33 protein-coding genes and 1 pseudogene are annotated in these 22,538 nt (G+C 37.4%); 33 read left to right on the top strand and 1 reads right to left on the bottom strand.

The features are described 5' to 3' along the window. Nucleotides 1-13: 13 nt before the first annotated feature. From AB5903_RS08780 to AB5903_RS08770, 3 genes and pseudogenes are all read left to right on the top strand, one after another. Entirely contained in the window at nt 14-202 is a 189-nt protein-coding gene (locus tag AB5903_RS08780; RefSeq protein ID WP_195526360.1) for a hypothetical protein, read from the top strand. After that, nucleotides 199-420 (top strand): annotated as a pseudogene (locus AB5903_RS08775) (helix-turn-helix domain-containing protein); the annotation flags it as partial. The gene AB5903_RS08780 and the pseudogene AB5903_RS08775, both read left to right, overlap by 4 nt. 171 nt (nt 421-591) lie before the next feature. Further along, a complete protein-coding gene (locus AB5903_RS08770; RefSeq protein WP_368117800.1) occupies nt 592-1,749 on the top strand; it encodes a hypothetical protein in 1,158 nt (385 codons plus the stop codon). A gap of 148 nt (nt 1,750-1,897) precedes the next feature. On the opposite strand, the gene AB5903_RS08765 is transcribed toward AB5903_RS08770, so the two are convergent. After that, nucleotides 1,898-2,809 carry a hypothetical protein gene (locus tag AB5903_RS08765; RefSeq protein ID WP_195526358.1) on the bottom strand — a complete coding sequence of 304 codons (912 nt, stop codon included), beginning with the start codon at nt 2,807-2,809 and terminating at the stop codon, nt 1,898-1,900. 1,866 nt (nt 2,810-4,675) lie between these two features. Between AB5903_RS08765 and AB5903_RS08760 the strand changes: the two genes are divergently transcribed. The 30 genes from AB5903_RS08760 (at nt 4,676) to AB5903_RS08615 (ending at nt 22,527) form a co-directional block, all read left to right on the top strand. Then, nucleotides 4,676-5,302: a hypothetical protein gene (locus AB5903_RS08760; protein ID WP_195526356.1), complete on the top strand. Its 627-nt coding sequence runs from the start codon at nt 4,676-4,678 to the stop codon at nt 5,300-5,302. Nucleotides 5,303-5,505: 203 nt separating this feature from the next. Further along, nucleotides 5,506-6,039: a hypothetical protein gene (locus tag AB5903_RS08755; protein WP_195526355.1), complete on the top strand. Its 534-nt coding sequence runs from the start codon at nt 5,506-5,508 to the stop codon at nt 6,037-6,039. A 95-nt stretch (nt 6,040-6,134) separates the two neighbouring features. Further along, the gene (locus AB5903_RS08750) at nt 6,135-6,269 is read left to right on the top strand and encodes a hypothetical protein (RefSeq protein ID WP_368117796.1); all 135 of its coding nucleotides are present in this window, start codon (nt 6,135-6,137) and stop codon (nt 6,267-6,269) included. A 156-nt stretch (nt 6,270-6,425) separates the two neighbouring features. Continuing rightward, complete coding sequence (locus AB5903_RS08745; RefSeq protein ID WP_195526354.1) at nt 6,426-6,674, top strand: hypothetical protein; 249 nt, start codon at nt 6,426-6,428, stop codon at nt 6,672-6,674. Then, nucleotides 6,674-6,928: a hypothetical protein gene (locus AB5903_RS08740; RefSeq protein ID WP_195526353.1), complete on the top strand. Its 255-nt coding sequence runs from the start codon at nt 6,674-6,676 to the stop codon at nt 6,926-6,928. Before AB5903_RS08745 ends, AB5903_RS08740 begins: the two co-directional genes overlap by 1 nt. A 9-nt stretch (nt 6,929-6,937) precedes the next feature. Beyond that, a complete protein-coding gene (locus tag AB5903_RS08735; RefSeq protein WP_060386525.1) occupies nt 6,938-7,201 on the top strand; it encodes a hypothetical protein in 264 nt (87 codons plus the stop codon). 2 nt (nt 7,202-7,203) lie between these two features. Further along, nucleotides 7,204-7,386, top strand: coding sequence for a hypothetical protein (locus tag AB5903_RS08730; RefSeq protein ID WP_306541396.1), 183 nt, complete (start codon nt 7,204-7,206; stop codon nt 7,384-7,386). 6 nt (nt 7,387-7,392) lie between these two features. Further along, entirely contained in the window at nt 7,393-8,070 is a 678-nt protein-coding gene (locus AB5903_RS08725; protein ID WP_368117795.1) for a DUF4120 family protein, read from the top strand. An 11-nt stretch (nt 8,071-8,081) separates the two neighbouring features. Further along, nucleotides 8,082-8,399, top strand: a complete 318-nt coding sequence (locus tag AB5903_RS08720) for a hypothetical protein (protein ID WP_195639732.1) — start codon at nt 8,082-8,084, stop codon at nt 8,397-8,399. Then, entirely contained in the window at nt 8,396-8,848 is a 453-nt protein-coding gene (locus AB5903_RS08715) for a hypothetical protein (RefSeq protein WP_195639731.1), read from the top strand. The genes AB5903_RS08720 and AB5903_RS08715 overlap by 4 nt, the downstream gene beginning before the upstream one ends. 223 nt (nt 8,849-9,071) lie before the next feature. Further along, the gene (locus tag AB5903_RS08710) at nt 9,072-9,449 is read left to right on the top strand and encodes a hypothetical protein (protein WP_306541393.1); all 378 of its coding nucleotides are present in this window, start codon (nt 9,072-9,074) and stop codon (nt 9,447-9,449) included. Next, nucleotides 9,446-9,676, top strand: coding sequence for a hypothetical protein (locus tag AB5903_RS08705; protein ID WP_368117794.1), 231 nt, complete (start codon nt 9,446-9,448; stop codon nt 9,674-9,676). Before AB5903_RS08710 ends, AB5903_RS08705 begins: the two co-directional genes overlap by 4 nt. Before the next feature lie 4 nt (nt 9,677-9,680). Further along, the gene (locus tag AB5903_RS08700) at nt 9,681-10,139 is read left to right on the top strand and encodes a hypothetical protein (RefSeq protein WP_368117793.1); all 459 of its coding nucleotides are present in this window, start codon (nt 9,681-9,683) and stop codon (nt 10,137-10,139) included. A gap of 18 nt (nt 10,140-10,157) precedes the next feature. Then, nucleotides 10,158-10,433: a hypothetical protein gene (locus AB5903_RS08695; protein WP_060386532.1), complete on the top strand. Its 276-nt coding sequence runs from the start codon at nt 10,158-10,160 to the stop codon at nt 10,431-10,433. Between the two features lie 10 nt (nt 10,434-10,443). Further along, entirely contained in the window at nt 10,444-11,130 is a 687-nt protein-coding gene (locus AB5903_RS08690; protein ID WP_368117792.1) for a hypothetical protein, read from the top strand. Nucleotides 11,131-11,156: 26 nt separating this feature from the next. Then, entirely contained in the window at nt 11,157-11,402 is a 246-nt protein-coding gene (locus AB5903_RS08685) for a hypothetical protein (RefSeq protein ID WP_060386534.1), read from the top strand. A 31-nt stretch (nt 11,403-11,433) separates the two neighbouring features. Further along, entirely contained in the window at nt 11,434-12,699 is a 1,266-nt protein-coding gene (locus tag AB5903_RS08680) for a hypothetical protein (protein ID WP_368117791.1), read from the top strand. Between the two features lie 174 nt (nt 12,700-12,873). Further along, entirely contained in the window at nt 12,874-13,485 is a 612-nt protein-coding gene (locus AB5903_RS08675; protein ID WP_368117790.1) for a hypothetical protein, read from the top strand. Next, nucleotides 13,475-13,798 (top strand): hypothetical protein, encoded by a 324-nt coding sequence (locus AB5903_RS08670; RefSeq protein WP_368117789.1) that lies wholly within the window; start codon nt 13,475-13,477, stop codon nt 13,796-13,798. Before AB5903_RS08675 ends, AB5903_RS08670 begins: the two co-directional genes overlap by 11 nt. Next, nucleotides 13,795-15,063 (top strand): reverse transcriptase domain-containing protein, encoded by a 1,269-nt coding sequence (locus AB5903_RS08665; RefSeq protein ID WP_368117788.1) that lies wholly within the window; start codon nt 13,795-13,797, stop codon nt 15,061-15,063. Before AB5903_RS08670 ends, AB5903_RS08665 begins: the two co-directional genes overlap by 4 nt. Nucleotides 15,064-16,048: 985 nt before the next feature. Then, a complete protein-coding gene (locus AB5903_RS08660; protein WP_368117787.1) occupies nt 16,049-16,507 on the top strand; it encodes a hypothetical protein in 459 nt (152 codons plus the stop codon). Between the two features lie 31 nt (nt 16,508-16,538). After that, nucleotides 16,539-17,525 (top strand): ubiquitin carboxyl-hydrolase, encoded by a 987-nt coding sequence (locus tag AB5903_RS08655; protein ID WP_368117786.1) that lies wholly within the window; start codon nt 16,539-16,541, stop codon nt 17,523-17,525. 9 nt (nt 17,526-17,534) lie between these two features. After that, the gene (locus AB5903_RS08650; protein ID WP_368117785.1) at nt 17,535-18,680 is read left to right on the top strand and encodes a hypothetical protein; all 1,146 of its coding nucleotides are present in this window, start codon (nt 17,535-17,537) and stop codon (nt 18,678-18,680) included. Between the two features lie 14 nt (nt 18,681-18,694). Beyond that, nucleotides 18,695-19,063: a hypothetical protein gene (locus tag AB5903_RS08645; RefSeq protein ID WP_060386664.1), complete on the top strand. Its 369-nt coding sequence runs from the start codon at nt 18,695-18,697 to the stop codon at nt 19,061-19,063. A 1-nt stretch (nt 19,064) separates the two neighbouring features. Next, nucleotides 19,065-19,238 carry a hypothetical protein gene (locus tag AB5903_RS08640; RefSeq protein ID WP_165593236.1) on the top strand — a complete coding sequence of 58 codons (174 nt, stop codon included), beginning with the start codon at nt 19,065-19,067 and terminating at the stop codon, nt 19,236-19,238. A 117-nt stretch (nt 19,239-19,355) separates the two neighbouring features. Then, nucleotides 19,356-19,664 carry a helix-turn-helix domain-containing protein gene (locus AB5903_RS08635; protein WP_060386662.1) on the top strand — a complete coding sequence of 103 codons (309 nt, stop codon included), beginning with the start codon at nt 19,356-19,358 and terminating at the stop codon, nt 19,662-19,664. After that, complete coding sequence (locus AB5903_RS08630) at nt 19,661-19,927, top strand: hypothetical protein (protein ID WP_195526340.1); 267 nt, start codon at nt 19,661-19,663, stop codon at nt 19,925-19,927. The genes AB5903_RS08635 and AB5903_RS08630 overlap by 4 nt, the downstream gene beginning before the upstream one ends. Nucleotides 19,928-19,939: 12 nt before the next feature. After that, a complete protein-coding gene (locus AB5903_RS08625; protein ID WP_368117784.1) occupies nt 19,940-20,197 on the top strand; it encodes a hypothetical protein in 258 nt (85 codons plus the stop codon). A gap of 6 nt (nt 20,198-20,203) precedes the next feature. Next, nucleotides 20,204-20,830: a hypothetical protein gene (locus AB5903_RS08620; RefSeq protein WP_368117783.1), complete on the top strand. Its 627-nt coding sequence runs from the start codon at nt 20,204-20,206 to the stop codon at nt 20,828-20,830. Beyond that, nucleotides 20,827-22,527 carry a DNA cytosine methyltransferase gene (locus AB5903_RS08615; RefSeq protein WP_368117782.1) on the top strand — a complete coding sequence of 567 codons (1,701 nt, stop codon included), beginning with the start codon at nt 20,827-20,829 and terminating at the stop codon, nt 22,525-22,527. Before AB5903_RS08620 ends, AB5903_RS08615 begins: the two co-directional genes overlap by 4 nt. Nucleotides 22,528-22,538: the final 11 nt, after the last annotated feature.

Here is a 22,538-nt window from a genome sequence, read left to right as displayed (position 1 = left end):
AAAACAAAAGATTATGAAAATAGAAAACAAAAATAAAGTGTCTGTAGGGGAAATGAAAGCGTATTATGCGGAAAAGTTTCCGTATGAAGCCAACAATCAACGTGTAGGGCGGTTTGCGAAACAGATTGGTTTTCGACTCACCAAACAGATGGTTAAAGGGAAGATTATTAGTTTTTACATAAAAGATGAAACAAGCAAATGAGTACATTTTCTGATAAATTCAGCAACCACTGGAAATGTATACCATACGCAATGGCCACACTGACATCCAGTGACGGTTTTATGGTTTTGTTCCATCTGCTACGAAGAGGTTATACAAATGAGAACAAGACGACATGTACTATCTCCAATAAAGAATTGGCGGAGGTTATGGGAACTTCTGTCAGTTCGATACGGCGTGCCATAGAAACATTAAAGAAACTCAATCTCATTGGTTGTTTTCAGAACAAAGGGACACTATGCACATTCTTTATAAATTGGGATGAGATACAGGCTATACATAAAATAAGTTCGCAAATATCGGATAAAGGGTGGGTGTATTTGCGAGGCTTGTGCGTAAATGGCGAGGTACGTCCAATTTCTGCGATACCTATGGATATATTGAACGATGTAGTTCGTCAATATCCACACACTTCGCTCAATATGAACACACCCTCGCTCAATATGAACACACCCTCGCTCAATATGAACACACCCTCGCTCAATATGAGCGGACCCCCTCAAATAGATGAGGAAAAAGATGAGAGTATAGAAAAACTATCGGAAAATATAGATTACAAACAACCTAACCTCGCTCAATATGAGCAGGGGTGTGTTCAATATGAGCAGGGGTCCGCTCAATATGAACGAGGGTGCGCTCAATATGAGCAGGGGTGCGCTCATATTGAACAACAGAATAAGATATATATAGAGAATAAAGAAAAAGAAAAAGAAAAAGAAAACAATAACGAACGAAGTGAGTTAAATAAAGAGGCAAATAAAAAAATCCTTGAATGGTTTAATTCTCGTGACTTGTCTCTTCCAGAAATTTCTTATTCCAATTTTGAAACTATTTTAGAAAATCCTGATTTTGCCGATACGGATTTTGATATGGCAGTAAGACAAGTTTGGGGATATTTGCAATACGATGAAGACTCAGCGGATAATTATATTCCAGCCGAATATTTCAAAGATATTCTTTATCGTGCCTGGAATGATTTGAAAACGGACAACCCGGCTTTCTCTCTTTCAGAGCAGGACATGAAGAATATTTTTGGATTCGAGCTTGAAATGAAAAATGGAGAGATTGTATGCTACATCACTCCCAGCAAGATAAAAGATATAACCACTCCCCTGCCCACTTCCAGGAAAATAAAACGCAAAGGAGCTGAGGACAGGCTTTCCAGGTTTATGTTCATCGAGTCACTTGTGGAAGTGGGACAAAAAGACGTTGGCATGCTGACTGATGCCGAATACGCGATATGGCTTATGATCGAGTTTGTGAAAGAAAGGGAAAACAAGCAACAGCCACGCCCATCAGAAGTAACCAAAATGGTGTATGAAGAGTTACTGGAACGTTTTTCTCAGGAATCAGGTATACCGGTAGAGGAACTGAAGACATTGTGGAAAGAACTTCCGCAGAAGAGTATGGTCAAGTTACATCCGCAGCAGCTCTCAGTGGAAAAAATAATAAACTACAATGTGCGGGCAAATCAAGCAAGCGATGTGGAAGATGTCTATAACAGGAAAATGGCAAAGGCGCTCTCTTAATTGATTTAATTATATTTAAAAAATACATAACGAGCGAAGCTCGTTCAGGGAAAGGATTATAGGATAGGGTTAATTAATAATAGGGGTTCTAAGGGGGAAGAAGAAAGAAGGGGAAGGGAGAAAGGGAAACTTCCAGCCCCCCTTTCTTCTATCTTCCAGGCTCGGCCAAAAAATTTCTTCTGATTTCCATTTCCTCAGATAATATCCTGACTGCATCTTCCTCTTTTCGGAAATAGTTTCCTGCCAGATAGCGCTTATGACTGGTGACGGTTCCTTTTTCCGTATCTGAAGCAACGCTCATCTTGTCGGTAATATACCAGTACCTCTCCCCTTTTTCAGCTTTCATGTTTAAAGGCTCTATCCGCTTCAGGAAATGGTTCCATGTCTTTCCGACCTTGGCCAACTCCACTTCCAGGAATTTTCTTTGATAATCTGCCGGCTTGAAAGCTGAAAATGAAAAATCATCTACTTTCCCCAGATATTCGTTCATGCTGTATCTTACCGGTTCCCCTTTGACAGCATAGCAGTACATAACGACATCTCCAGTTGATTTGTCTATAAGCCGTAACACTCCGCACCCTTCCTGTCCCGTACTGTGGTTATGGAAGGTTATCAATTCACATGATTTGGGGATATATTTATCGCTTATTAGGAAAAAGGGATTTCCAAATTCCTTCCCGTTTTCAGAAAGAATCGAATAGAGGCGATTTAAGACACTTTCATCAGCATGGGTAATATCTTGCACAGGAACGGATATTTGATTAAAAATAGGCGTGTTTCCGTCCATTCTGAGGCACATTATAGCGGTATGTACATTCCCCTCTTGAATTAGCCCCACAGTTTCCCCCCATTTTACCGCATCTCCAGCGCCAAAACCGTTATCAAACCAATCAGCAAAAGTTGCGTAATCAAGAGACTCCGGATCATCTGAATAACTGGAAGGAACATGCAGCTTGATATTGAATTCTCCCCTACAATATGAGCTTATCCCTTTAAAGTCCATCTCTGACCTATATTTTCTCTTTCTCAGAAAATGTTCAACCTGCTTTTTTGTCTTCATACTTTGGATTAAAAATCATTTGTTGGCAAATATACTATGATTTTTTTGATGAACCTCAGCGGTATATAAAAAATTGCTTTAAATGCCATAAAATGAGACTGAAAAATGGGGGTCGGAAAAAATTTCGGAAATTAATATATCGAATCTTTATATAAATCTGAGATTGGATATATTAGATTTGGACGGCTTATAAATACATTAAAACGGTATGTAATGGGTTAATATAATGGATGTTGCAAAATAGCGCTCTCCAGATTCAATATATTAGTGATGAGGTATGAGAATTTAAGGAGCAAATATATTGTATTGAATAGTGATTTCTGGAAGAGTGCCAGCTCTTGATTGTGTAAAATATTTTTAAGAAAATCAGATTGAAAAAATGGGACGGATTATATATATGGTATCCGCACCAAAACGTGGGTGCTCTGCCTTATTTTTTTTCGTATTTTCACGGCAAACATACTGAGTTATAACATATTACATGTTTCACTTTCATGCAAAAGTGAAACATTATACGTTTATCTCGTTCGTTCGGGCAGATTACCCCCAGGTATCAATAAATTGTAATCATTACAAATTTGTATTCTTTTTGTATGTATTGTTCCCGTTCTTTTGTCCAGGTATAAGGCAGTTTCTTATGTGCGCGCGTGTGTATGTGTGTGCATATCGCTTTGTCACTTTAAGAACCACGCGCACACATACGTGTGTTGAAGTGGTTAATATATTGATTTATAGTATATTATACAAACGAAAAGAAATACATATTTATACATTGCTGATAATCAGTTATTTATAAACTATCCCCGCTTAAAATACTATTTTATTGCTTATTTATTTGCGTACTTCAAAATAAACGCATATCTTTGCATCGTCAAGTTAAGACAAGCACTACTTGACGGTGTTTTTTAAAGTTCTGTTTACTCTGTATTGAGTTTAGCAATATTTGTTATTGTGGTTTAATCTGATACGCTACATAACAGTACAGAGCTTACCACATCCAGGACTTTAAGCAATAATTGCAAAGGTTAACGGCAAACCTAAAGCCGTTCATTTAGACCGCCTCCAGTTTGTAAAAGGAGGAAAAGAAACAAAGGTTTTTAAATGCGTGTTCTTTGACTTGTTGAAAGTAGGTTTTATAACTGTGAAAGTGCGAAACTATCAAAGTATGTATTTGTTTACGGCTATTTGAAAGCAAGATTTTCAAATAGTTAGGATAATAGTTAGTAGTTTAGTTACTGAAAGCAAACGAAAGCAAACAAGTATTTGCGAACAATTGAAAGCGAAAAGCCGAAAGTAATATACATTTGTCGTATAAATGTAATGAGTAAGCGAAAAGCAAGTAAAAAGCAAGCAAAAAACTATCTGCAAGTAAGTTGTTAGTAATTGATAGCTAAATGAAAACGTTATCCAGATACAAAGGTAGATAAACGGGCGTAAATTATCTAAATGAGTTTATTTAATGGTTAGATAAGTTGTTATTTAGCTATTAAATAGTTTATGCAATTTTATCCGCAAAGTTCGCCGTAATAACTTGTATTATACAGGTTTAGCGAATTGTTTAGCAATAGTATCAGTTATAAGAAACGGAAACCAAAAAGCGAAAGTACCATAAAATTGCAAAAGTGGTATAAATAACTGTTTGTCAATTAGTTTTAATTGGTGATGTAGTTAGTACGTTCAATCCTACAAACAAAAGCACTGAATTTAAACAAGTTTTACAACAAGTTTGTAAAATTCAGTGGGCGTACTGTGTACTTGTAGAGTGCATTGTACCTAAAGCGTACGTAATGGTACGTTATGCGCAAAGCGAATTTGCGGTCCACTACGATTTTATAAACTAATTGTCTAATTTCAAAACTGTAAATTATGGAAAACTTTGTAAAAACTTCGTTTGAACTCGTGAACGGTAATGTAGTAGCTGGTGCAAAATTAATGGCTCGTAGTTTGGTACTCGTAAACGAAAACGGTGTAATGTATAACATAACCGCAAAGGTTAGAAACACTGACAAGTTTTCGGTTATCCGTGCATTGACGAAAGCCGTGCTTGTATCAATGCGTGAAGCGACAAGGTTAAACTCGTCAGAAGCGGCACAGACAAGTAAGAAACGTGTGAGCAACAAATTAATTCCGGCATTGTCGTGCCATGTAGCGATGGTTACTGACAAGGATGGCAAAATCATTCCGGGTTCAGGGTTGTCTGTAAGGGACAGCGAAAAAGATACGAACAAGCTGCGCGATGTGGTCCGTATCACAAAGGGAATGCCTATTTACAAACTTGTTGTGGAACAAGGCTTGGATTGGTCTGAGGATAGTGTTGTAAGCGCATTGAATGCGTTTGTAACCGCGACAATCGAGCAAATGGACTATGTAAAGAATTTGGATGCCGCTTTAGGTGCTGCCGCTAATAGTACGGAAAAAGAAGAAAAGGCGGCGGAAGCGGCTACAAAGAAAGTATCTTCTAAAACTGTAAAAGAAGAAAAGGCGGCTGCATAATATGTAATTTGGTGCGGACATATCGTTGATAGTGATGTGTCCGCACTTTATTTGGTGCTACACTGAGAAAGTGTCGGAAAGCGTGGTAACGATGCCAGTAACCGCATTAAGCCCCCTGAAAGTGAAGGATGGCGAACGTATGAAAGTATAAGCGCAAGAGGGTTCGACTCCCTCAGCATCAACAAATCAAAAACTTTATTCAAATGCCCAAATTAGCAGATTTATTGTGCCAAAGCGTAAACAATAGTAGCGACTTTGGCAGCGATTGGTATGTTCGTTTTGCATATAACTTACACATGGATATAACTAAAGCGCAAAAAATATTTAGCGCTTATGGTTTAGGACACATCTATTCTCCTACTGGTTTTGTGATGCCTGACACACCATATCAAAGACGTAAGATGGTGGCGAATTTTGGAGCGTGCGTAGTCGTAACCTCTGACGGTAATATGTGGCTTCGCACTCCAGAACAAATCGGTGCTAAAAACCGGAAAAAGGCAAAACGCTTAAAGAATGTCGAATATAGGAAAATGCTCAAAAGCGAACAAAACCTTTATGAAGAAAAGCGGATTAGCCGTCTGTTTAAAGAAGGGCGGACTACCCCATCGCCCAAACGTGGTGGTAAGGCAAACAGTCATTATGATATAGGGAAATATATAAGTTTTCCTGGAGAGCGTATAGACAAGATGGAGCCTAAAAACATAAATAGATTTATACAATTTAGGATTGACATTTAATCAAGGACGAATTTTGTAAACATGGCATGTGCTGGAGTAAATAACGGTGCGTGCCATTTTTGTATCTGATTATAAACCCTTAAAAACAATAAGATATGAAACGAGTAAGAATACCAAGAACAAGCGCAAAAATTATTTCAACCTTTGGTGTAAATATGACATTCTATTTGCCTAAATCACAAAATGTTACTGTAAGAAGAAAGAATATATATGACTTATTTAAAGCGTAGTTGCATGAAAAGGCATATTGTGGTATACAAGCGAAAAAAGTACATAAAGGTGGCTACTGCAATCGGTAGCCAATTTTATAGAATTGCGGTAGCAGGTTGCCTTCTGATTTCTTGTGTTTCAATGATATTTTTAAACATACATTAAGCGTAAAGACGATGGAAAAGAATGATGTAGCCAGCTTTTTCTACTATATGTGGAACTGTTGGTGCGAACAGGAATGTGAAACGGCTTTTGCCCGTTCCGGTTGCGGGTGGCGGCATCTTTGGAACAAATGGTGCCAGTACAGTTCAAAGCACCAGGGGTTTGGTGCTGCCGAAGAATTTTTCGCAAATCTGAGTGAAGATAACCAGGACTTGCTGGTGAAGCGTGCATTGGAATTGTATGACCGGAGAAAGACAAGATAATGGTACGGTATTTAAAGATAGCGTTCGGACTGGTGGTGGTGTGCCTGGTATTCCGGGCATGTAGGCTTGAATATGTCTGCAATATAGTTGACTCTATCCCAGTTGAAATCAGAGAAAGAATAATAGAGGAGCGTCCGGAATGTACGGATATTGGTGTACTTGCTGATTTCTGGGTTAGCAAGGGGGACTCTGTAGTAGAGGAAGTGGCGGAAGAACAGGCGTATGAACGCGAATTGGAACAATATATCAAATAATTCAAGAGCATGGAAACAAAGAAATGTAAGGCTTGCGGAAAAGAACTTCCGCTATCGGAATTTGGCAAAAACAAATCCATTAAAGATGGGCATGACAACAAGTGTAAATCATGCCGCAAAAAATTGCGGGAGAACTCTTCCGGTGGTGTCACCCAGCAAGGTGTAAAGGCTACGTTAAAGATGTCCGATTTTGAAGACAATATGCTGTTTGCTGAGTTGCGCAGGCGTGGATATACCGGAGAACTGCGCTATTCCAAAGTTATAAATGTATAGTTATGTACACAAGTCATGGCTGGGAGCTGGACAATTTATTGCAGGGGCAAAACGAAGAATATCTCCTTGAAATATTAACGGAAAATTATAAGCGCCTGAGAGATGTTCCGGACAATCTGATTATGACGTTGCTTGAATATCGCGGATATACCGGAAAGTTGGTGCAGGTAGAAAACAAAACATGAGGAAGTATGATAGCGGAAGTTATAGAACAAATGCGAAAAGAGTTGTATGATACTCGCTTTTGCATATCTGATTTTGAGAAATATGATTTGAAAGAACTTGAAAATACAAATGAGCCATTCTTTTGGTTGGTGAGAGATGGTGGAACAAGTCTATGCTTTATTGGTCCAAGCATGGAAAAACTTTTTTCATTAGAGAGCATTCGGTTTGCTGTTATGAAAGAACCACTCGCAAACATATCGAATATTGTCTATTGGCCCGATTGCAATACCAACAAGTATTTTTATTGGGATGGAGCACATCTTCAAAAAGTATCCAAATATAAGATTATTTCAATATTCAATAATATTTGGGGAAGCCGGATACAGCAACTTTCCGTTCAATATCCAGAAGAGTACGCTGTTATAAATACTCCATTAAAATTAAAAATGTCCCCTGAAATATCGGAGCGTGTAAAAGAGGTTAAGAATATTGCCTCGGAGTTGCAAGATTCAAGTTTTGAGGATTGCCTGAAAAGACTACAAAAATGGGATAGATATGCTGTTGACCAACATATTGAAATATATGGCGATTTTGCCAAAAACAGTTTTGGATTTTCTGAGGTGGTAAATGGAGAACATAAAATTTGCGGCGGAATTATTATGTCTCCAAATGCGACTGAAAAACGTTGGAACATTCATACATAAATAAATGCAACATGAACTACTCGATTAATCCCAAGCTCAATGCTGTTATGAAGACTATTGAGCTTCAACTATTGTCTAAAGGGACGGACAAGCAAGAGGCCCTTCAGATTATTAGGCAATATATAAAAGCATTTCCCAAAGAACCGGATTATAACCTGGCGCAATATGGCGGCATGCTTGTTTCTCCTTATGACGTGCGAGAGTTGAATATCCAATGCGGCTACAGTGTCGCTTCCCAGAATAATATTTCTGATGAAAGAATCTGGTACAAATACTTGCTTCGAGTGGGACTGGTTGCAAGGAAACTTATAAAAACAAATGGCTTATGACTATAATATCAGAAATACCACTTCGGAACTTTCAATTTTGGAGCGGTGGTAAGGACCGGGCTGAAAAATGTACGGATGAACAACTGGATGAAATTGAATCCATGATGGAGGATATTACCCCCGGAAATGGGTGGACTGAAACTGAAGTGAATGATTTTTTCTGGTTTGAATTTGATACTATTGCGAATTGGCTTGGTTACAAGAGCGAAGAATACTTTGATGCTGGAGTTACTGAATCTGATGTACAAGATGCAGAAGATTGGTTCAACTGTATTTTAAATGCAAATGAAATGATTGACATTGCAAATTTAGACAGGAATGATTATATCTATCGGGATGAGGACGGGGAATATGTATTGGATGAAGATTTGGTATACGATGATTTCTCGGACTGGTGGAGTAATATGAACGATATTGAAAAAGTAAAAGAGTATCGTAAGTATGAGTAAAGCGTTATGGTGAAAACCCGGGTTCGATTCCCGGAGCGCTGCATTTAATTAGTTGTTTCCATGTGTGTTATTCGACACGTTTTATGTTTGAAGGGTGGCGCGATCAGAATAGGTTGATTCTGGTTGCGCCTTTTCTTTAAAGTTAAAGCGAGTTAATCTTTAAAAAGTGGACAACTATGGACACCATCAAAAACTATTCATAAACAAAAATAAAAAAGGGAATATGCAAAAAGAGCTGTTAACAATTGAATTTCGTTACAACGACAGGCCATCTGGCATTTGTCCGGCAACATCATGTAAAAAGATAATCACTATAGGCATATTTGATAGTTTGGAAGAAGCTGTTAGGGCTGGCAACGAAACATTAAAAACATTGTCAAAGCATTTTCAAGTAAGAGACGATGACCGTTTCAAGGTTCATGGCTTATTTGGCAACCCGGACAGGATAGTGACAAATACCTGCTACCCTACTAATGGGATTGTATACTTTGCCAGAATAACACCTTTGAAGTTCACCTGCCTTTCTGAAACCATTGCAGAAACATTTAGAGCACATGAAAGATATAAGCAATATTATCAAGAAATAGATGAGGAATCATGAATGTTATAGTTTCAAATAACAAGCACACACTCTCTTTGCAAGTACATCATGTAGATGTCAGCAATTCCATTGAATTACATTTTCCAAACGAAAACCAGTCTTTTGATGCCTTTCAAAAACTTCGTGAAATAGGTGTGAAATGTTTTCATACTGGTAAAAACGCTCCTTGTGGGGCTTCTGTAATGATGTATTCTTATGGTAATAATATCCAACTTCAAATAAAGTAGTAAAATGGAAGAAAAGAGGTATATAAATATTGATAACATGGCAGCACGCCTTTACCAAGTTCTTAAAGATGCGCGTGAAAGCATGATTGATGATGAAAATAAAGTTTTTATCATGGAGAGCTTTTCAGATGAGCTTCTGGAAGAAGAGAGCTACGAAATGGCTTGGCGGTTTAATTCAAATATGAAGGAATATCTGCACAAGCCGGACCATAGATTATGTGGTAATTTCAATAATATTGATTATGACTATCCTTATCATATCTATGGAAAGGTTACATACGATGTGACTCTTGTAAATGCCATGATTGCCAGACTGGATGACAATGAAGACAGCAAACTGGCTAACGATGACCGTAACTTTCTTGTTGATTGGTTATTTGAAACTTTTGGGACATGGGGAATCTCTTATAACTTTCAGAATGAAATATCCGAAACTTTGTATGTTGAATTTGAAAATCAATGACCTTAGAAGTAATCAAAAATGATGCACGAAGAATACCAAGAAAAAGGAGTAACCTATATCCGGATCAACAAAACCAAAGCACGTGTCAAATATAATGAAGGCAAAACTATATACCTGATTCAGGACATGATGCGCCTACCGAATGCGTGGAAAAAGCCTTGTCCAATCCATAAAGATGGGCTATCGTCCATTGGTCGTGAGTTTGATGACCATGTGAAAGACTTCCAGTACTATAACTGTGATTCTCAACGTGGGCATGGTATAAAATATTTCATTAAGCAAGAAGAATTGTAATACATCTAATATGAAAATAATAGCATTACAACTATATACTTTTGATGAATTGTCGGAAGAGGTACAAAAAGAAATTGTTGAGCGTGAACGCTGGAATATAATGGATCAGTGTATGGAGGTTTGCGGTTCAGATTATGTAAAGTCTTTAGATGCTTTCACGAAATTGACAGATACCATGCTTTGTGGTTGGGAGGTTGGTTATTGTGGATATAACTTTAATTTAAAATATAGTGACAGTTTAATGTTTGAATGTCCTGTTGATTGTGATAAGGATATTTATGCAGAGAATTTGTGTGGTAAGTTGCTGTTCCGATATGTCGATAATAATATTATACCATATATTACACAAGGCAAATATTATTTTTTAGGCAAATATATAAATGAAAAATACACTTACAAATACAGACGAAGCCGTATTATCAAATCTGTAGGTAATGATTGTCCACTAACAGGCTTGTGTTACGATTTCTACTTACTTGAACCTATCATCAAATATTATAAAACTTGGTGTAGTTATCCAGATAATTTCTCGCTTACAGACTTAATAGAACAATGTTATGATAGTTTTTTCAGATGCTGGCATGAAGAATATAAGTATTGGGCCAATGATGAAGATGCAATCCGGGAAGCATTGCATAATAACCAATATGAAGACAGACTGTATTATGAAGACGGAAGAGTGTACAATGCAGTTTAGTTCAAATATAAATACAAGATATAATTATGCCACGTTTAAAGGGAACATATAATATTCCTGACTGGGCCTTGTGTCCGTTGGAATATGGGATAAATTCGGATGAATATGGCTTGACAGATGAAGACATTGCCCAAATCAAAGACTTCCAGGAGAATGTAATTGGTGGAGGGTACTATATGGATATTCATTGGGAAGACTGCAACGAATTTAATACACATCCTCAGTTTGGATTGCCTGCAAAGACATATGAGGTTGATTTTTATATTGATTAGCTATGATGAAACCAATTAAAACAATATAAATATGAAAAAGAAATTTACTCCTGAAAATATTCAGGAACTTAAAGAGAATCAGGTATTCGTGTTTGGCAGCAACATGAACGGCAACCATGCCGGTGGAGCAGCCAGGTTAGCAGTTGAGAAATTCGGTGCAATCATGGGACAAGCCGAAGGATTACAAGGGCAATCCTATGCTATTCCTACGCTGGATAAAGATATGGAGAAAGTCACGGAAGAAGAATTGATAACCTATTTGGGTAACTTACGGAATTTTGCCAACAAACATCCTGAAAAAGAGTTTCTTCTTACTGCCATTGGGACGGGAATAGCGGGGTTTGATACAAATTATATGGCATATATGGTTCTCAGGGCAAACCTTCCTGATAATGTTACTATCCCGGAAGAATTCAGTAAAATAAAAGGGTTCAAGGGCTTCAATCCTGATATGACTTGCAGGGATTTTAAATATGAAGAGGGAAAAGATTACGAAGAACAAGGTGATATAAGCGCTTGTAGTAATGGTTTCCATTACTGTCTTCATCCCTTAGATGTATTTGGCTATTATCCCCCTGCAAACATTGGTATGAACAAGTTCCATGAAGTTGAGGGAAGTGGGGATATGGATGTTGATACAGATGATACCAAAATTGCTTGCTCAAAAATCCACATAGGAGCAGAGTTAAGTATTAAAAGTATTGTTGATGCGGCAATCAAGTTCACTTTCAGCAAATGTAAGTGGATAAAGGAAAATATTGCTACCGGCTACCAAGGCGCTGCATCAGCTACCGGCTACCAAGGCGCTGCATCAGCTACCGGCTACCAAGGCGCTGCATCAGCTACTGGCAACTGTGGCGCTGCATCAGCTACCGGCTACCAAGGCGCTGCATCAGCTACTGGCAACTGTGGCGCTGCATCAGCTACTGGCAACTGTGGCGCTGCATCAGCTACCGGCCACTATAGCGCTGCATCAGCTACCGGCAACCAAGGCGCTGCATCAGTTACCGGCAACCAAGGCGCTGCATCAGCTACTGGCAACTGTGGCGCTGCATCAGCTACCGGCTACCAAGGCACTGCATCAGCTACCGGCAAAGAAAGCATAGCCCTTGCTGCTGGAAAGGATTGCAAGGCAAGGGGAGCATTAGGATGCTGGATTGTGCTTACTGAACGTGGAGAATGGGACGGGAACACTTATCCTATCATCTCAGTCAAAGCATTCAAAGTGGATGGTAAGTCAATCAAAGAGAATACTTTCTATTCTTTAGTGAATGGAGAGGCAGTGAAAATGAAATAACAATTTATTCCAGCCGCATCAAAGGTAGTGTTATTGCCGTACTAAAAGCCGTGAGAGAAGCGAAGTGCGCATCGTTTTAATAATTACGTATGGGAATAATATATGCTGTACCGTGAAACAAATGCTGCTGAAATAGAATGATATAATAAAGTAAATTAATTGTGAAGTTATTATATGAAAACATCAAAATCATTCCATCAAGAGTACATTGAGAAAGCCAAAAAACTAATCCATGAAATCCTTGAAGATAAAAAAGAGTACGATGACTGGACTCAAATTTGTTTTTCCATGCAAAATGCAGTACAAGCTGCGGCTAATATATGGAGCACATCTTCTGATGAACAAATATATAAAATGAAGGCTTTTGTAACAGAAATGGTTCTTACTGAACTTTCAAATCTCCGACAATTTGATATATCCTTCAAGAAGAAGGGGGCAGAAAAGAAAAAGTCATTAGACGCATTGTATTGCCCAAAATGTGGAAGTAATAATGTTGAAGAAAGAGCATGGGTAAATCCAAACACAGATGAAATCAGATATAATGATTCAGTTGAGGAAGAAGATTGCTGGTGTAATATTTGTGAAGAGCATGTAGAATTATGCACTCTTTCAGAATTATGGGAAATGTTTGGGGATATTCCGGTCAACAATGATGACGAGATTGAAAAGGACTTTCTTAACTTCTTAACCGGAACATCAAAGTTAGATGTCTGGCATTGGTTTGATGAACGGTGTCCCAATAACCTGCACGATGATTTAATGTTTCCTCAAAACGATGCCATATAAATCAGAAAAGATTCGTATCGTTGGAACCCAATATGACAGACGAATAAAGCTCACTTCAGACCAAAAAGAATATATAAAATGGTTGAGAGAAAAGCAATTAATCAGTTACTCTAAATTGGCCAAAATATTTGGAGTGAGCAAGCGTCTTATTCAATTTATTTGTTGCCCAGACAAATATTTGAAAAATAAAGAGAGTTTAAAACAACGTAAAGCAGAAGGGCGATACAAACCTACAAAAGCAGAATGGGCAGCAACAATTCGTGAGCACAGGAGATATAAGGAACAACTCAAAAAGAAAGGAGATATAAAATGAAAGATAAGATTCTTACAATGTTCTTCGACATTGATAGATGGACAAAAGCAATTGAGAAAGGCGTTCTGAAGGATATTCGGAAGAGTGAGCTTATCAAACTCACGGAAGAATCCACCCGTATTCGTATGGCGGAAGCTATGTTAAGTGGTAAATATCAGATAACGCCACCACACACGGCACAAATCCCAAAAGATAACGGAGAATTTCGCACTGTGTATGTTAATGAGCCTATTGATAGAATAATTCTAAGCATTGCGAACGATTTGTTATTTGATTTGATGCCGGAGATGATTCATCCCGCTTGCAAATCTTATCAAACAGGTATCGGTTGTGGCAAAGTAGTTCTGGAAGTAAGCCACACAATCGTTGGTATGAAAAGTAATAGTCATGTAGGATGGAAGTCTGATCTGAGCAAGTATTTCGACAGTGTTCCCATTCAGTTTATAGATGCGGCTTTTGATAAGGTGGAGGCAAAACACGGACACTCCTCATTGATTGATGTATTAAGAAAGTATTATCATTGTGGGTTATATTTCGATGAGAACAACGAACTTCACGAAAAATACCAATCCCTTAAACAAGGGTGTGCGGTGGCAAGTTGGCTGGCAAACGTATTGTTATACGATTTGGACAATGAACTGTCGCAAATGGACGGATTTTATGTCAGGTATTCGGACGATATGCTGTTTGTTGGACCGGACTATGAAAAGGCTATGATCGTCTTACAAAAGAGATTGGCGGAAATGTCCATGAAGTTGAATCCAAAGAAGGTGGAATATCTGACTGTGGACCGTTGGTTTAAATTCTTAGGTTTTAGCATCAAGGGAAGCATGATTTCCCTCTCCCCCACCCGACTCAAAACATTCCAAAAAGAGATAGAGTCACGGACTATAAAGAAACGGGGAATTACCTTAACGGATGCGGTAAGACATGTCAATCAATTCTTGTATAAAGGCAATGGAGAATACAGCTGGGCAACGCAAATCCTCCCAGTATGCAATGTTAGAACTGATATTAATGAATTAAATAAATTCGTTATGGATTGTCTGAGAGCTGTTGAGACGGGGAAACATAAAGTTGGCGGTTTGGGATATGTTAGAGATAAACCAAACGGATGTATTGTCAGAGGTATCGGTAGAAATGTTAAAGCAAATCGAAACAAATCAAAAACAAAGAATATTGAAGGGTATTTTACGATTGGCTGTATGCAAAACGCCATATTAATTAGACGGGCTGTATACAATACCTTAGTGGCAACACTGTGATTACAAATTGAGCACACAATGTAGTAAATATGGGACAATAATTCAATATACAGGTCTTATACACATTAGGCGCCTCGTTGAGGCGCCTCAGTGATAACCTGTACATATCTAACAAATAAAGAAATGTGCCTTTTGCCTGGTATTTACATTATAGCACAATACAAAAAATCCAAGGAGCACGTATTCAATATCCAGATTATATATTAACTCCGAGTCTCACCTCGAAGGCCTATGGCCTTCAGGACGAGCTCAGAGTTAAATTATCTGGATTATATCAAGAAAAGTAAAGAAATGTGTCAATTGCTATGAGGATTTTTATTGAAGTAGTATAGCAAACAAGTTTAAGAATACACTGAAAGCTACCCAAGGAATACATTTATTCACTACTCCGGTAGCAATTAATCCTGGACCTGAAGATTATATCTGTCAGGTCCAGGATAATCCAACCGGATTACATCTAATTGGTAAAGTAATGTATCGGTATTATGAGGGCGGTTATTTAGCGCATAAGTTGTAATTCAAGAAACATTATTTATATAAACTGGTTTCACTCAGGGTGGACCTGGTCACCGATGGCTCCTGGCCCATCCTGATTTACACCAGATTTTAATCGAATTAATAAAGAGATGCGCCAATTGTTTTGAGAATTATAGTTGACCTAACACAAGGTGATAGTCTAAAATTTAGTAATTCAACATATTGTATGTGCATCCTTGCTACGTCGTCATCCAATTGTATGACGACGTAATACGGGCCTCCAATATATATCAATATACTAAAGAAATGTGTTGCACTAAATGAAGACTATTTTTTATCAGGTAACACAACCTTGTTTACACAAAGGTATTGCATTTAATAATCATCTATCAACTGTGACGGCATCTACGGTTTCATAAACCTTGCTGCCGTCACGATAAGATGAGTATATCAGTCATTTATAGAAATGTGTTGAATATCTGAGTGTAATTTTATCAAAGCGAGAATTATGGAGAATATCTATCAGAAATCCTTACAGTCAGTAGAACAGGGATCAAAATTTAAAATAGACTTCAAAACACGAAGCCTTAAACTTAACGGTAAATATATTATACGCAACTCTCAATATGAAGGAAGTTTGGGGATAGAACCATGCACATCCATTGATGATTTCTTGTCTAATGTAGAGCTATTGTATGACCGATACAAACATTCTGTTCCATCCGAGATAAGCGAATATAAAAAGAAGAAATATTTTAAGGCTTTATCTGAAAAGGATTTGGAAGATGAGGATATGCTGTTTGGAACAGGCAGAGACAAAGCTCAAATTGAACTGGAATTATATATTCTTTGCCAGATAATCTTAGGAATTGACTGGAATGACAACAAAATGGGGAAATGGTTCTGGCAAAGCAGCAGAGATCTTGATCTCGTAATATTGAAAGATTGGATCGCAGTAGAAAAATAAATATCAAGCAATAATTAAAACAAAACATATTATGAAACAATTAAAATTTGAATGCCCTGAGTGTGGTACCGAGTTTACAATTACAGCTAATCAGCCTAAAGCAAAAGAGCGTATTGAAGCTTTGAAAAAAGCGGGCATTGATGTTAGCAATCTTTTTGCAATGCAGGGGGCCGATGGGTCGGATTTTGTCGCTTCGGTACAAAATGGTGTCATCAGCATATTGGAAGATAATGATGCCATATTCCAGAATATTACACATCAGGGGACAATTCCTAATCGTCACCTATTTAGACGCTGGGTGATGGCACAAATGTTTCGTATGATTTACATCACAACTCCTTCTTCCGGTTATCGTAAGCCTATGGGGTTTACAGAAGTAATTCGCAGTATGGGGTATGAATATCAATGGAAGATGTTGATTAATGAATTGTACGCCCAATACAAAATGTCGTCATATTCAGATTCTGATAATTTTAGAGACCGCAATCGTTGGTTCAATAAGGAAGTGGCATTGGATATGGCAAACGACTATGTAAAAAAACTCAACAAGAGATTTGAAGGATTAAAACAAAGAAAATGCAAAGGGATTCCATATAAACGTATCTGTGGTAAAAATATTTTCGTAGAGGATTTTGATGCAAAAGTACTTAGACCGTTGTATCGTGCCATATTTGAAATGCAAAATGCGTTTGATCCCCATAGTTTATGGAAAGCAGTTAAAAAATTCAATGGCTTACGTATCAAGATGCCTCATGACACCATTCAGAGTGCTGTGTGGATAGACGCTTATAAAGGCTCTGGGGCTTTCTTCACAATGCAAAATATGATTCGTTTTCATAATTGCTTTGTTGTCAACGATTTCGGCAAACAATTGAGTAAAAACAATGCTCTTTCCTTCTTGAATAAAAAAGCAGAGGAATATAAAAAAGAGGGCTGGCGTTTGATTGGGGTATTGAAAAAGATGTTAGATGATAATAATATTGATGTAGCCAATAAAATTAGAGAATGGCGTAAATAAATAACAGCAATGAAAACAAAAGCATATACTCGTTCAGTCACAATTCGTGACAACGACATGAACCGTTGGGGTATTACATTTGAAGTCCGTGAGGTAGACCCTTGTACAAAACGAAACATTGACACTTTGGAAGAATTTGTAGAACACTTTGAAGTATCAGTGTGTGCTGAAGGTTGCGGCAGCTGGGGTCAATGTTATGGCAGGATAACACCAAGAACACCTGGACAAAAAGACTTGCTTGATTTTTGGAATAAATACCATTGTGGTAGTATAGCAAGTGGAACCAGAGCACAAGAGAAATATCTTCATGGAGAACAATATAAAAAAGATTTTGATGAATTCATCAAAATCTTTTCCGGATACGATGAAAATTTCCGTAAACAGTTTGATGCCACATCATTCAATATCATGTGTAAGTTTTATCAAGTACAACCCGAACACATGCCTACATTGAGGGGAGTGATTTCAAGATATGCAGATGGTAATCCTATCGAATATATTCTTGGGCTTAACCCTAAACGAATCAGACATGATGCCAATGACTTGTATGTAAAATACATTTTTCTGGCGATCAGAGGGCTGTATATCAACAAAGGTTACAAATATGGAACTGATTGGCTTTACTTGCCCATTCCAGAAGATATATGCAAAAGAATAGATGATTTGTGCGAAGTATTACAAAAAGAAGAAGAAGATTTGTCTCAAAGCTTCGCTGTTCCAGGCGATTTTGACATGAGTGGTAATTTTGAAGCTACAAAAGATATTGTTGAAAAAGTTATGGAAATGCGTGATTGTGATGAAGAGGAAGCTAAACGGTTTGTAGCTCTTGGGATTCATTTGCAATTGACATTTGGTGATTTAGATGATACATTTCAATCGAATGGCGACTGCTTATATCAAGCAAATGGGACGGAATATTATATAGGTACAGAAGAAGAGTTAGAACAATTAGCCAGTGACATAGTACATAATAATGATGAGTATGAATATTTTTGGCGTGAGGCGGTTGCGGCCCAAAATACAATAGATTCTTTGGAAGACTGGTTGGATTCTATAATTTCCATAGACGGCTGGTGTTCTGTTTTAAATCATTGGGATGGTGAATACAAAAGTTATAAGATAGCTGGAGAATATATTTGTGTTTGTAGGTCATAAAACATTGAATTATAATGGAATATATTAAGCATTCTGATTTTAGTGCCATGTGTGACAAAATTAGAAAAATGGAAGCGGAAGAACTGGTATTAGCATTGCAAGCTCATGGTGGCAAATTTGTTTGGGTTGACGACGATAACAATGAGGAATTATTATACGAACCACCTACAATCATGGTCAATACGGATGAAGGCCCCATGGACGTTGTGGTTTATGAAGCACGGCTGAATAATGGACATATCAACTTGTTGGCTTACGATAAAGAATGGGGCAACAAGCAACATATCGAGCTGGAGTATATTGCCACCGGACATCTTGCATATCTTATAGAATACATGCCTGTTACAGACAAAGTAAAATCTGTAGCAATAAACGATGATTAATATGGGACATAAAAAGACGATTGATTATTGGAGACACCCCACCTATTTTGAAATTAAATCTGGAGAGGGAGCTATCCATTGGTTAACAATTGATATAGAAAAGGTACTAAAGCCTGATGGAAGTTTAAAAAAATGGTTTGTCCATACAGATGGGTTACGATATAACCGACCATGAAGAAAGGTTGTTCTTGTATAAAACAGGAACAACCTTTATGTTAATATACAGTTAAAGTGGACAACTATTCACACCATACAAGTAAACAAAATCTATTCAAATTAAAGCTGCGATAAAATGCCGTTAAAAATAGAAGACATAAAATTGGCAGGAACCAGGTTTGATGGCCGCGCTAAGTTGTCCCCAGAACAACGCCAGGCCATTCAGATTTTGGCCCGTGAAGGATATAGTCAAAGAAAGTTGGCCGCAATGTTTAATGTAAGCAAACGGCTTATACAATCTATACTATCTCCCCCTACACGCAAGACTTACAAACAATATCCAACTGAATATTGGACTGAGTTAAAACGAAAATATCGTAAAAAGAAAATTGATTTATATAAAAATGGAAAGATCAAGTTTAATAACAAGCTGAAAAATAAATGAGACGCAAGCGTATCAAGCGTGTAGCTAACATTGATTTTGGCTATCGTTCAATTACTGGCGCAAAGCAACATATAAAAGTATTCTTGAAATCGCTTCTTTCGCAAATAGGGCTACAACAAGGAATAGACTATGCAGTAACAGCTAATCATTTGCGAATTAGACATGTGAAAAATATTACAGGAAAAATAACCACTACACTTAAAGAGATATTCCCAGTATTCAATTTTTATTGGAAGACTCCAAGATTATTAGTGTGGTTCTAAAATAAATCATGTATGGAAACATTTGAAAAGATTATAGAACAATACACACAAAGCGAAGTGTGTATGGGAGAGCTGTTAGCTAATATTTCGGCAGATGGTATGTCTATTGAAGACGCTTTTGAATTGTATATAAAAGCTATGAATTATGCTGAAAAAGATGAATTTTATCAATTAGCTGACAGAGAAGTTAAATTATTAACAGCTAAGAATGAAGACGACAAACAGCCTTTAAAACAACTGTTAGATTCGCTAAGTAAATCCTTTATATAATTGAATATGAATAAATATTATTTTGTCAATATAGGTGCGGAGGTTATATGGCATCCTGTAAACAGTGGCGAGCAGAAAGTTATGCAAGTGTGTGTCTCTGTTCCTCATCCGGTTGAAGATGATACGCCTGTTTCTTTAATTTTTCCTGATAAAAGAGGAAATATTCAAGTAAAGGCCAGCGAATTAACCCCAAAATTAACAGGGTTCGATCAAGGATGCTGGTGCGCACTTCAAAATGCTATAAGTAATGGGGCTTCTGATACAGTAATCCAACAAATGATACGTTGTACAGGATTTACATACTGGGAATGCTACTGGCATATACAAAATTCCGATTTTCAATCAGAAAACTTGTGGCCAATTATTCGTAGAATATTCTGCCAGCCCCCAGACTATATTGATTGGAACGGAGCTTATTATCCGACAAAGACAGTGGTTATATTTGAAGGAACATCTGATGAACAAGAAGTGATTGTGTCTGTAGAACGTTTAAGCCAACAATTATTAGATGATATGGGGAATTGGAGCACACGAGAAGCGGAAACCGTAGATAACCAGATTTATTTTTATTTGGATGAAGAGATTTTTAATATGCCCGACAAAGATATTGTAGAATACTTAGAGAAGCAATGAAATTACTTTATATAGATTTATTTTGTGGTGCTGGTGGAACCAGTACAGGAGTTGAAAAAGCCCGTTTAGAGAACGAACAATGCGCTAAGGTAATAGCATGTGTAAATCATGATAAAAATGCGATTGCAAGTCATGCTGCTAATCATCCGGACGCTCTTCATTTTACAGAAGATATTCGTACACTGAATTTATCTCCTTTAGTTTCCCACCTACAAAAATGCAGAGCTGAATATCCTGAAGCATTAATAGTTTTATGGGCCTCATTGGAATGTACAAATTTTAGTAAAGCTAAAGGTGGTCAACCACGAGATGCTGATAGTAGAACACTTGCTGAAAATCTTTTTAGATATATCGAAGCCATTCATCCAGACTATATCCAAATTGAGAATGTTGAAGAGTTTATGAGCTGGGGTGATTTAGATGAATATGGGAAACCTATTAGTAAAGATAAGGGAAAATCTTATTTAAAATGGGTTGCTAAAGTGCGGTCTTACGGTTATGATTATGATTATCAAATCCTTAATGCTGCTGATTATGGTGCATATACATCTCGGAAACGTTTTTTTGGGATATTTGCCACCAAGGGCTTACCAATTGTATTTCCGAAACCAACACATTCTAAAGCTCCTGAAACAAATAAGCGACAATGGAATCCAGTAAAAGAAGTGCTTGATCTTAAAGATGAAGGAAAAAGTATTTTTGGAAGAAAAAAACCATTGGTAGATGCGTCATTGAATCGTATTTATGCTGGTTTAATAAAATTTGTTGCGGGAGGAAAAGAGGCATTTCTTATCAAATACAATTCAATGAATCAAGCTGGGAAATATGTAGCACCCGATATAGAACACCCATGCCCAACTGTAGCTACTCAAAACAGATTAGGTATATCTCATGTAAACTTCTTGTCTAAAGCATACAGTGGAGAACCAATGAGCAAAAATATAAGTGTGGAACAGCCAGCGGGCGCTATTACAACTAAAGACCATCATATTTTTATATCAGTTCATTATGGAAATGGGTTTAACAAGTCGGTTGAAGAACCGGCCCCAACTGTTACCACAAAAGATAGGTTTGGTCTTATTTCTTCATTTTTTATGAACTATTATTCTGGTGGCGGGCAACATGGCAGTATAAACAAGCCATGTTCAGCTGTTACTACAATTCCCAAACAACGGATTGTGTGCCCTATTTTTATAGACCGGCAATATGGTAATAGCAAACCTGCATCAGCAGATAAATCGGTGGGCCGCATTACAGCTAATCACAAATGGCATTATTTACTGAACCCCCAATATTCATCTCCAGGAGGTTCTGTAGATAAACCTTGTTTTACATTGATAGCAAGGATGGATAAAATGCCACCATATCTTGTTGAAGCGTCTGGTGATTGTGAACTGCCATCTTTTATTGTTCCCGTAGACGGATGCTTGATTTATCAAATATATGACGATGATACCGAGCCTATGAAGAAGATAAAAGAATTTATGGCCATGTATGGTATCATGGATATTAAGATGCGTATGCTGAAGATTTCAGAATTAAAAAAGATCATGGGATTTCCTGACGATTATGTTCTTGTTGGCACCCAGGCTGAACAAAAGAAATATATAGGCAATGCTGTAGAAGTAAATATGGCACGAGTTCTTTGTGAGGCGTTATGTAAAATATTAGTAACAACGCAACGTAAAGTTGTATAATTTAATAATAA

Source organism: Bacteroides sp. 2201st1_D9_2201SCRN_220225 (assembly GCF_040928965.1).
Lineage (GTDB): Bacteria > Bacteroidota > Bacteroidia > Bacteroidales > Bacteroidaceae > Bacteroides > Bacteroides stercoris.
This window is presented reverse-complemented; position numbering and strand designations above follow the sequence as displayed.

What these genes read in the sequence shown, in the direction of transcription:
- AB5903_RS08630 (WP_195526340.1), top strand. Translation starts at nt 19,661, where the DNA reads ATGAGACGCAAGCGTATCAAGCGTGTAGCTAACATTGATTTTGGCTAT.
- AB5903_RS08670 (WP_368117789.1), top strand. Translation starts at nt 13,475, where the DNA reads ATGCCATATAAATCAGAAAAGATTCGTATCGTTGGAACCCAATATGAC.
- AB5903_RS08745 (WP_195526354.1), top strand. Translation starts at nt 6,426, where the DNA reads ATGGAAAAGAATGATGTAGCCAGCTTTTTCTACTATATGTGGAACTGT.
- AB5903_RS08635 (WP_060386662.1), top strand. Translation starts at nt 19,356, where the DNA reads ATGCCGTTAAAAATAGAAGACATAAAATTGGCAGGAACCAGGTTTGAT.
- AB5903_RS08770 (WP_368117800.1), top strand. Translation starts at nt 592, where the DNA reads ATGGATATATTGAACGATGTAGTTCGTCAATATCCACACACTTCGCTC.
- AB5903_RS08720 (WP_195639732.1), top strand. Translation starts at nt 8,082, where the DNA reads ATGAACTACTCGATTAATCCCAAGCTCAATGCTGTTATGAAGACTATT.
- AB5903_RS08660 (WP_368117787.1), top strand. Translation starts at nt 16,049, where the DNA reads ATGGAGAATATCTATCAGAAATCCTTACAGTCAGTAGAACAGGGATCA.
- AB5903_RS08690 (WP_368117792.1), top strand. Translation starts at nt 10,444, where the DNA reads ATGAAAATAATAGCATTACAACTATATACTTTTGATGAATTGTCGGAA.
- AB5903_RS08680 (WP_368117791.1), top strand. Translation starts at nt 11,434, where the DNA reads ATGAAAAAGAAATTTACTCCTGAAAATATTCAGGAACTTAAAGAGAAT.
- AB5903_RS08675 (WP_368117790.1), top strand. Translation starts at nt 12,874, where the DNA reads ATGAAAACATCAAAATCATTCCATCAAGAGTACATTGAGAAAGCCAAA.
- AB5903_RS08780 (WP_195526360.1), top strand. Translation starts at nt 14, where the DNA reads ATGAAAATAGAAAACAAAAATAAAGTGTCTGTAGGGGAAATGAAAGCG.
- AB5903_RS08700 (WP_368117793.1), top strand. Translation starts at nt 9,681, where the DNA reads ATGGAAGAAAAGAGGTATATAAATATTGATAACATGGCAGCACGCCTT.
- AB5903_RS08705 (WP_368117794.1), top strand. Translation starts at nt 9,446, where the DNA reads ATGAATGTTATAGTTTCAAATAACAAGCACACACTCTCTTTGCAAGTA.
- AB5903_RS08710 (WP_306541393.1), top strand. Translation starts at nt 9,072, where the DNA reads ATGCAAAAAGAGCTGTTAACAATTGAATTTCGTTACAACGACAGGCCA.
- AB5903_RS08740 (WP_195526353.1), top strand. Translation starts at nt 6,674, where the DNA reads ATGGTACGGTATTTAAAGATAGCGTTCGGACTGGTGGTGGTGTGCCTG.
- AB5903_RS08715 (WP_195639731.1), top strand. Translation starts at nt 8,396, where the DNA reads ATGACTATAATATCAGAAATACCACTTCGGAACTTTCAATTTTGGAGC.
- AB5903_RS08655 (WP_368117786.1), top strand. Translation starts at nt 16,539, where the DNA reads ATGAAACAATTAAAATTTGAATGCCCTGAGTGTGGTACCGAGTTTACA.
- AB5903_RS08615 (WP_368117782.1), top strand. Translation starts at nt 20,827, where the DNA reads ATGAAATTACTTTATATAGATTTATTTTGTGGTGCTGGTGGAACCAGT.
- AB5903_RS08735 (WP_060386525.1), top strand. Translation starts at nt 6,938, where the DNA reads ATGGAAACAAAGAAATGTAAGGCTTGCGGAAAAGAACTTCCGCTATCG.
- AB5903_RS08640 (WP_165593236.1), top strand. Translation starts at nt 19,065, where the DNA reads ATGGGACATAAAAAGACGATTGATTATTGGAGACACCCCACCTATTTT.
- AB5903_RS08725 (WP_368117795.1), top strand. Translation starts at nt 7,393, where the DNA reads ATGATAGCGGAAGTTATAGAACAAATGCGAAAAGAGTTGTATGATACT.
- AB5903_RS08625 (WP_368117784.1), top strand. Translation starts at nt 19,940, where the DNA reads ATGGAAACATTTGAAAAGATTATAGAACAATACACACAAAGCGAAGTG.
- AB5903_RS08765 (WP_195526358.1), bottom strand. Translation starts at nt 2,809, where the DNA reads ATGAAGACAAAAAAGCAGGTTGAACATTTTCTGAGAAAGAGAAAATAT.
- AB5903_RS08620 (WP_368117783.1), top strand. Translation starts at nt 20,204, where the DNA reads ATGAATAAATATTATTTTGTCAATATAGGTGCGGAGGTTATATGGCAT.
- AB5903_RS08665 (WP_368117788.1), top strand. Translation starts at nt 13,795, where the DNA reads ATGAAAGATAAGATTCTTACAATGTTCTTCGACATTGATAGATGGACA.
- AB5903_RS08760 (WP_195526356.1), top strand. Translation starts at nt 4,676, where the DNA reads ATGGAAAACTTTGTAAAAACTTCGTTTGAACTCGTGAACGGTAATGTA.
- AB5903_RS08645 (WP_060386664.1), top strand. Translation starts at nt 18,695, where the DNA reads ATGGAATATATTAAGCATTCTGATTTTAGTGCCATGTGTGACAAAATT.
- AB5903_RS08755 (WP_195526355.1), top strand. Translation starts at nt 5,506, where the DNA reads ATGCCCAAATTAGCAGATTTATTGTGCCAAAGCGTAAACAATAGTAGC.
- AB5903_RS08695 (WP_060386532.1), top strand. Translation starts at nt 10,158, where the DNA reads ATGATGCACGAAGAATACCAAGAAAAAGGAGTAACCTATATCCGGATC.
- AB5903_RS08650 (WP_368117785.1), top strand. Translation starts at nt 17,535, where the DNA reads ATGAAAACAAAAGCATATACTCGTTCAGTCACAATTCGTGACAACGAC.
- AB5903_RS08750 (WP_368117796.1), top strand. Translation starts at nt 6,135, where the DNA reads ATGAAACGAGTAAGAATACCAAGAACAAGCGCAAAAATTATTTCAACC.
- AB5903_RS08685 (WP_060386534.1), top strand. Translation starts at nt 11,157, where the DNA reads ATGCCACGTTTAAAGGGAACATATAATATTCCTGACTGGGCCTTGTGT.
- AB5903_RS08730 (WP_306541396.1), top strand. Translation starts at nt 7,204, where the DNA reads ATGTACACAAGTCATGGCTGGGAGCTGGACAATTTATTGCAGGGGCAA.